The sequence below is a fragment of the Sulfurimonas sp. genome, assembly GCF_023229025.1.
In the GTDB taxonomy this organism is placed as follows: domain Bacteria; phylum Campylobacterota; class Campylobacteria; order Campylobacterales; family Sulfurimonadaceae; genus Sulfurimonas.
Genome location: NZ_JALOAA010000063.1, coordinates 1 through 6,602, shown reverse-complemented (window position 1 = coordinate 6,602; position 6,602 = coordinate 1). Strand labels below are relative to the sequence as shown.

Here is a 6,602-nt window from a genome sequence, read left to right as displayed (position 1 = left end):
GAGATTTTATCCACTCCTCGATTATTTCATTTAAAAGCAAAACCGAAGGCTCCCCTTTTAACTCTTTTTTATAGTAAAGAACCTCTTTTTTACCTTTTAGCGCAGAGCCTATCTCTTTAATATCTAAGCCACATTTTTTAGCAAAACCAAGTGCTGCCGGTGTTGGAACTCCATCTCTGTATGCAACCTCAAGGGGTGCTCCAAAAAACTCCTCGCTGCTATCGTCTTGGCGCGTTTTAAACTCTCTGTGCCATAATACAAGTCGACGAGGTGTATAGTAGAACTCAAAATCACACAAAAGCAAATTTTTCTCTAAAATATCAGCATACTTCTTTTCAATATTTTTTAACTCTTTTAAAAGCGGAATTGCAGGAAGCTCTTCAACACCGATCTCAATTAGTAATGGTTTAATCATAAACAGACTCTTTATTTCAATATTATTAACGCGATTTTATCTATATTATCGTTAAATACTTATAAAGAAGAGCCCTAAATTAAAGAAGTCTTAATCAAAACAGATAAACAATTAGTGGTGTATTTTATAAATGATATTGTAGTTACAATGCCACATAAATTTAAAATAAAAGGATTTAAAAATGCCAAAAATCAATCGTTATATTGATATTGATACAGTTGAGAGAGAGAGTAAAAAAGATTATATTGACCGTCATTCACCGTTTATCCACTGTGCAGATACTGCAAAAGAGGGTGAGATGTTTAGCGTAACGGTAAAGATGGGAAATGAGTACTCTCATCCTGATGATTTTGATCACTATATTGCAAATATGTCACTATTTAACGGTGAGACTCTTTTAGCACGTGCTGACTTTGTACCCGGCACACTTGGAAACATTAAGGCTCATGCGACAGTTACATTTAACATTATTCCAACCGGAAGCAAACTTAAACTTACTGCTCAAGCATACTGTACAAAACACGGTGTTTGGGAATCAACTGAGAAAGTTGTAGAAGTAACTAAATAATACTTTATATTTTATCAAGAGAGACTCTCTTGATAAAAACACCAATTATACTTATCAATTTTGACTCTTTTTTCTTAACTCAACCGAGGGCTCATCAATGTAAAAGCCTTGCGAGTAATCTACCCCTAGTTTTTTTATCATATCCATGACAACACTTGAGTGAACATACTCTGCTATTGTCTTAATGTTTAATTTTCTGGCAAAATCAACTATTGTCTCAACAACAAAAAGTGCATTTTGATCCACATCTATATCTTGTACCAAAGAGCCGTCTATTTTTATAAAATCGGCATTCATTCTAGTTAAATACCCAAAGTTTGAATACCCGCTGCCAAAATCATCTATGGCAATCTTTGCGCCATGTCTCTTTACTTCGGATATAAAGCGTTCAACTTTCTTAAAATCTTCTATTGCATCGGATTCTAGAAGTTCAAATATTACTCTCTTAGATGCTTTTGATTTTTTTAATTTATCAACAATGAAGTTAAAAATCTCGCTGCTCATTATATCTTCTATAGAGAGGTTTATGCTAAACTCAAATTCACTATCTTCAAATGTTTCAAATGACTTATCGATTATAGTTTTTGTTACTATGTTGTAAACTTTTATCTTCTTTGCAATAGGTATAAAAAGAGCAGGAGCTAATATTTTTTCATTTTTATCTACTATTCTGGCTAAACACTCATACTTTTTTACCTCTAATGTTTTAGTATCGACTATTGCCTGATAGTATGGCATTATTCTTAGGTTTTCAACCGCATCACGCACAACTCCGGAGAGCTTTAGATTTCTCTTGTACTCATTTTCAAAATTCATTCTATCTTCATATATCCAATATTTTGCACCTATCTCTTTGGCATATTTTAGTGCCATTGCAACTTTTGAAAATATGTTTTTACTATCTATATTTGAGGAAGATGCCAAAGTAAAATCAACATATATATTTATATCCTGATAGACAATTTTAATATTTTTTATCTTCTCATAAAGAGATTCTAAGTAATCCTTTAGTTCATAAAATCCCATCTCTTTATCTATGATAAAAGCAAACTCATCGCCTGATAATTTATAAATATGATACTCCGGAATACTCTTTTGAAGATATTTTCCGACCTTTTCTATTACATAATCTCCAACTATATAACCGTAGAAATTATTTATTGTCTGAAAGTTATCTATGTTAAAAACAACTAAGGAAAAATCTTTAATCTCATCTAAATCATTTCTAAGTTTATATGTATTTGGAAGGTTAGTGAGGTGATCTGTAAAATATCTGCTAAAGAGTTTATTTCTATACTCTTTTATATTTAGCTCATTTTTTGTTGTTTGTATATATAGCTCTCTGGTTATCTCATCGCTAATCTCTTGGGCATTCGTCTCTCTTTTTAGAGAATAAATCGTTAACTGCGTGCTTACTTTATCTTCATGCTTTAACAGAATAACTTTTGCATTAGGAACTATTTTATTTAACTCACTTTTTAAGCTTTGAACCAAAACAGTATTGTGAATAAAAGAGATTATGTGGATAAGTATATTATTATCTTTTAAGTTCTCAATATTTCTAATTATATTTTGAATTTCCCGCGAAGACTCTAATTTAAAACTGTTAATATCTAATACTTTGTTCTCAAGATTCAAATTGTTCTCCAAAAATACTTTTCAACATTCTATCAAAAGTTTATAAAGTAGATTTTAACCACTCTTTAAATATACTCACATCTTTATAATTTATATTTTAAAAGGTTGCTATTGAACTCTTTTCAAAATCTACTTCTCTTGCAGAATTTATATCGGCTTAAAGCTCTTGGGTTTGAATATATTGATTCATTTTCTGCAAATCAGACAAGTTTAAATGAAAAATCCAATACCCTTGATGAATTAAGAAAAAATATCTCTACATGCCATCTCTGTGACTTAAGCAAATCGAGAACTCAGAGTATGAGCGGCTATGGAAATCCAAATGCAGATCTCATGATAATAGACTATACAGTCTCTTACAACGAGGATAACACAAACTCATACTACTGCGGCAGAAGCGGTGCAATGCTAAAAGATATGATAGAGAATGTTTTAGAGCTAAAGATACAAGATATCTACTTTACACATGCCATAAAGTGCAAACCGTTAAACTCAAATACTCCATCAAGCTCAGAGTGGGACTCTTGCAAAAACCATCTGTTTTCACAAATAAAGTTTATTAAACCCAAGGTAATTGTAACTCTAGGTAAGGATGCTTATGCTAAAGTTACATCTGAAGATGAGAATTTTGGGAGTGTAAGAGGTCATGTTGTAAGCTTTAAAGATTACAAATTGATTCCGATTTATCATCCAAATCATCTCCTTAGAAATCCGGATGATAAAAAAATAACATTTAATGATCTTAAAACTATAAAGAGTTGTCTATGAAAAAAATATATCTATTAGCGATGTTGCTTCCCGCAGCACTATTTGCACAAAAATTTTTAATCTCAGATATTCCTCTTTCAAAAACATATATACAAAATTTAGATCCATACCCTTGTAACGAGGAGTGTTTGCAGGAGCATCTAGAAAATGGCTATATCTTCTCTTTTTTAGCTCATGCAGATAAAAAACTCCAAGATGATGTCTTAGAAGCAAGAAGAGAGGAGTACTTAGCTATATTTAACATAAAAAAAATCATCTCTGATAAGAGACTTCGTATTGCTCTGCTACTACCATATAAAAAAATATCAAGATATGCAGCTTCAACAACAAACGCTTCATTTGCCTACATGATGTCAAAAAATCGACCTTTTGAGCTAAAGAGCTATACGATAGAAGACGAGGGCCATGATGAGATTTTAAAAACATTAAAAAAGATACAAGAAGATGGTTTTTTCTATGTTATTGCACCGCTGACCCAAGAGGGCGAAGCGGTTGTCTCAAAAATAGATCCCGATATAAATATATATTTTCCAACCATAAACAAAAAAGATACAAAAAGCACTTCAAGCTACCTTCATTATGGAGGGATAGATTATAGAGCTCAAAGCGACTTACTTTTAAACGAATCAGGTTCGCCTCTAGTTATATTTTATGACCGTTCACCGGTAGGAGAGCAGCTGTCGGCGTATCAAGAAAATACTTTTAAGAGTAGATATGCGGAGCAGAGTATAGGCAGAAATGTTTTAAATACAAATCCCGATGAAGCACCGCTAGTTATTAAATTCTCTATCCCACAACAAACGACAAATCTTGAGAAACAACTAAAAGAGAATGAGAAGATAAACGGAGGATCATTTTTTATGAATACCCCTATTATTAAAAGCGGAATGATAATATCTCAGCTTACTCTTTATGATGCAAATGCTACAAACATACTCTCAACACAGACAAACTATAATCCTCTGCTTCTATCTATGACACAGTATCATGATAGAAAAAATATGCTAATTGCAAACTCTATAACCCAGAACAAAGATGTTTTAATTGAGACAAACTCACTCTTAGGAAATGACATAGTGTACGATTGGATAAACTATACAACAACAGTGGGAATAGACTATTTTTCTCATCTAATAAATGGAGAAAAGCGCGAATATGATATTGAGTACAAAGAGAATCAGATGCTCTACCCTATAAAATTAATGCGACCATCCGTCTCTCGGTTTCTTCAATATAGGTTAGCAGGAGAAGAGTGAATTTATTAGCTCGCTAACCTCTTTTGTTATTCTTTGAGGTTTGCCCTCAAAGTTTATATACGCTAACGTTATATGTAGTTTAAATATCTTTTTTTCATCTCTAAAAATAGTTTGCTCAAGCACAAAAGATGCAGCCTTCATCTCAAAAAGCTCCGTTTTTATCTCTAGCTCATCACCCAATTTTGCACTGCTTATAAAATCCGCCTCCACTCTTCTTGCTACAAAATGCCCACTCTGCAAAATCGGAGATAAACCTTTTACAAAAAATGCCTCACTTCTTGCACGCTCACAAAAGTTAAGGTAGTTTGAGTGATAAACCACTCCACCGGTATCTGTGTCTTCGTAATAAACTCTCAATTTCACTCTATATTCCCCTATTTATCGGCTTTTAAGCCACTATCAAAAATATTCGCTCCAAAATTCGCTCCAATTTTGGATATTTTTTCAAGTCTCTCGTTTTCACCTTTTTTAATAAACTTGGTGTAATACATCAAAGTTGTTTGAGCATCTTTATGCCCCAATGTTTTGCTTACCCAAGTTATATCTTCACCAGCTGCTATAAGCTGTGAAGCAAATGTATGTCTAAGATTATACAGTTTTCTAACTTGGATCTTATTTGCTTTTAAAACCTTTTTTAGTCTTACATTGATGATGTCATGGGAGTAAAATAGCTTTTTTTGATTGCTTATAAAAATATACTCATTATTGCTTGTTATTTTATACTGCTCTTTTAAAGCCATCTCAGCCAATGGAAGCATATCGATCTTTCTTTTACTGGATTGCGTTTTAACAGGACCTATTTTGCCATTTACTATTGTTTTATAAATATTAATTTGCTTTTTATTAAAGTCAATATCATTCCAACTTAAAGCTATTATTTCCCCTGGCCTGATACCGCTTGCATACATTAACATGATGAAGTTTTTTAGATAGCCATCTGCCTTCTCTAAAAGAGTTTTTATCTCAGCTTCTGAAAATGGAAAAATATCGTTTTCTTCATCATTATCGTGCATTGTAACCTTTTCGATCGTCTTAGGTGATTCAACCTTTCGTATAGGATTTGACTCAACTACCTCATTTTTAACTGCATAATCAAAAATACTAAGAAAAACAGAGCGATACTTTTGTACCGTTAAATGTTTAAACTCCTTAAGCAATTTATTTTGCCATTTTTCAATATCAATTGGTTTAATTAAATGCAGTAACTTATCTCCAAAATATGGCTTTATATGATTGTTGTAATGCCCTAAATTTCGTTTATACACATGAGAACGAACTTTATCTTTATGTACTATAAAGAACTCCTCTGCCCACTCTTGAACACACAAGTCTTCTTTTTGTACAAAAAGCTCAACCTTACCTGTCAAATATTCCACAATTGATGGAATAATCTCTCTTTTAACAATAATCAGATTTGAAGCTGTAGCCTCTAATCCTGTAGTTTTTTTCTTTAGAGGTTGCCCTTTTACTGGATAAAATGAGATCTGCCACTTATCATATTTTTCAAAAATCGTAAATGTAAAATCTAGGTAATTTACTTTTTCTCTTTTGTTTGATTTAGCCAACTTTCAATCCTTTCACAATATTCATAACTGATGGATGATATATCTTTTGTTTTTCTTTCTTCACATCATTATTAGTTTGTTTATTTTGTCTGTTTTTTCTATGTTCATAGAGACCTTGAGGTATGTATTCTACCTTGCCTTTTTCATTTATAAAATACTCTACTCCCTCTTGAAATTTACCGCTTTCTTTCCAATTATCAAGTGTTTTTTCGCACACACCAAAAAAGTTTGCAACACCTTTTTTTGTTTTGAAATCAGGAATTAGCAAGACCAATAACTCTTCTTGAGATTCAAGCTTTTGTAAAATAAGTTTTAAAACATTTTCTGAAATTTCCGACATATTTTCCTCCTAAACTATCTTTCTATCTATATTCATATTTGATGACTTATCC

The 6,602-nt window shown here is 32.1% G+C and carries 8 protein-coding genes; 3 read left to right on the top strand and 5 right to left on the bottom strand.

Features of this window, described 5'->3' with window-relative positions:
* A partial coding sequence (locus M0Q20_RS10650; protein ID WP_295061760.1) for a glycine--tRNA ligase subunit beta occupies positions 1 to 415 on the bottom strand: 415 nt, incomplete at its 3' end.
* 181 nt (positions 416 to 596) lie between these two features.
* Between M0Q20_RS10650 and M0Q20_RS10645 the strand changes: the two genes are divergently transcribed.
* Positions 597 to 983 (top strand): class II SORL domain-containing protein, encoded by a 387-nt coding sequence (locus tag M0Q20_RS10645; RefSeq protein WP_295061758.1) that lies wholly within the window; start codon positions 597 to 599, stop codon positions 981 to 983.
* A 54-nt stretch (positions 984 to 1,037) separates the two neighbouring features.
* Here the strand turns inward: M0Q20_RS10645 and M0Q20_RS10640 are convergent, their stop codons facing one another.
* The gene (locus tag M0Q20_RS10640) at positions 1,038 to 2,621 is read right to left on the bottom strand and encodes an EAL domain-containing protein (protein WP_295061756.1); all 1,584 of its coding nucleotides are present in this window, start codon (positions 2,619 to 2,621) and stop codon (positions 1,038 to 1,040) included.
* Positions 2,622 to 2,732: 111 nt separating this feature from the next.
* Here M0Q20_RS10640 and M0Q20_RS10635 point away from each other — a divergent pair, with 111 nt between their 5' ends.
* Complete coding sequence (locus M0Q20_RS10635) at positions 2,733 to 3,389, top strand: uracil-DNA glycosylase (RefSeq protein ID WP_295061755.1); 657 nt, start codon at positions 2,733 to 2,735, stop codon at positions 3,387 to 3,389.
* Positions 3,386 to 4,645 carry a hypothetical protein gene (locus tag M0Q20_RS10630; protein ID WP_295061753.1) on the top strand — a complete coding sequence of 420 codons (1,260 nt, stop codon included), beginning with the start codon at positions 3,386 to 3,388 and terminating at the stop codon, positions 4,643 to 4,645. The genes M0Q20_RS10635 and M0Q20_RS10630 overlap by 4 nt, the downstream gene beginning before the upstream one ends.
* Here the strand turns inward: M0Q20_RS10630 and M0Q20_RS10625 are convergent.
* Genes M0Q20_RS10625 through M0Q20_RS10615 form a run of 3 tightly spaced genes read right to left on the bottom strand, consistent with a single transcriptional unit; the run spans position 4,628 to position 6,550 of the window.
* Positions 4,628 to 5,008: a YbgC/FadM family acyl-CoA thioesterase gene (locus M0Q20_RS10625; RefSeq protein WP_295061751.1), complete on the bottom strand. Its 381-nt coding sequence runs from the start codon at positions 5,006 to 5,008 to the stop codon at positions 4,628 to 4,630. The two genes, M0Q20_RS10630 and M0Q20_RS10625, sit on opposite strands and share 18 nt — an antisense overlap.
* A gap of 11 nt (positions 5,009 to 5,019) precedes the next feature.
* The gene (locus tag M0Q20_RS10620; protein ID WP_295061748.1) at positions 5,020 to 6,210 is read right to left on the bottom strand and encodes a site-specific integrase; all 1,191 of its coding nucleotides are present in this window, start codon (positions 6,208 to 6,210) and stop codon (positions 5,020 to 5,022) included.
* Complete coding sequence (locus tag M0Q20_RS10615) at positions 6,203 to 6,550, bottom strand: hypothetical protein (protein ID WP_295061745.1); 348 nt, start codon at positions 6,548 to 6,550, stop codon at positions 6,203 to 6,205. Before M0Q20_RS10615 ends, M0Q20_RS10620 begins: the two co-directional genes overlap by 8 nt.
* Positions 6,551 to 6,602: the final 52 nt, after the last annotated feature.

Coding starts and splice junctions, on each gene's coding strand:
- M0Q20_RS10630 (WP_295061753.1), top strand. CDS start 3,386: ATGAAAAAAATATATCTATTAGCGATGTTGCTTCCCGCAGCACTATTT.
- M0Q20_RS10645 (WP_295061758.1), top strand. CDS start 597: ATGCCAAAAATCAATCGTTATATTGATATTGATACAGTTGAGAGAGAG.
- M0Q20_RS10615 (WP_295061745.1), bottom strand. CDS start 6,550: ATGTCGGAAATTTCAGAAAATGTTTTAAAACTTATTTTACAAAAGCTT.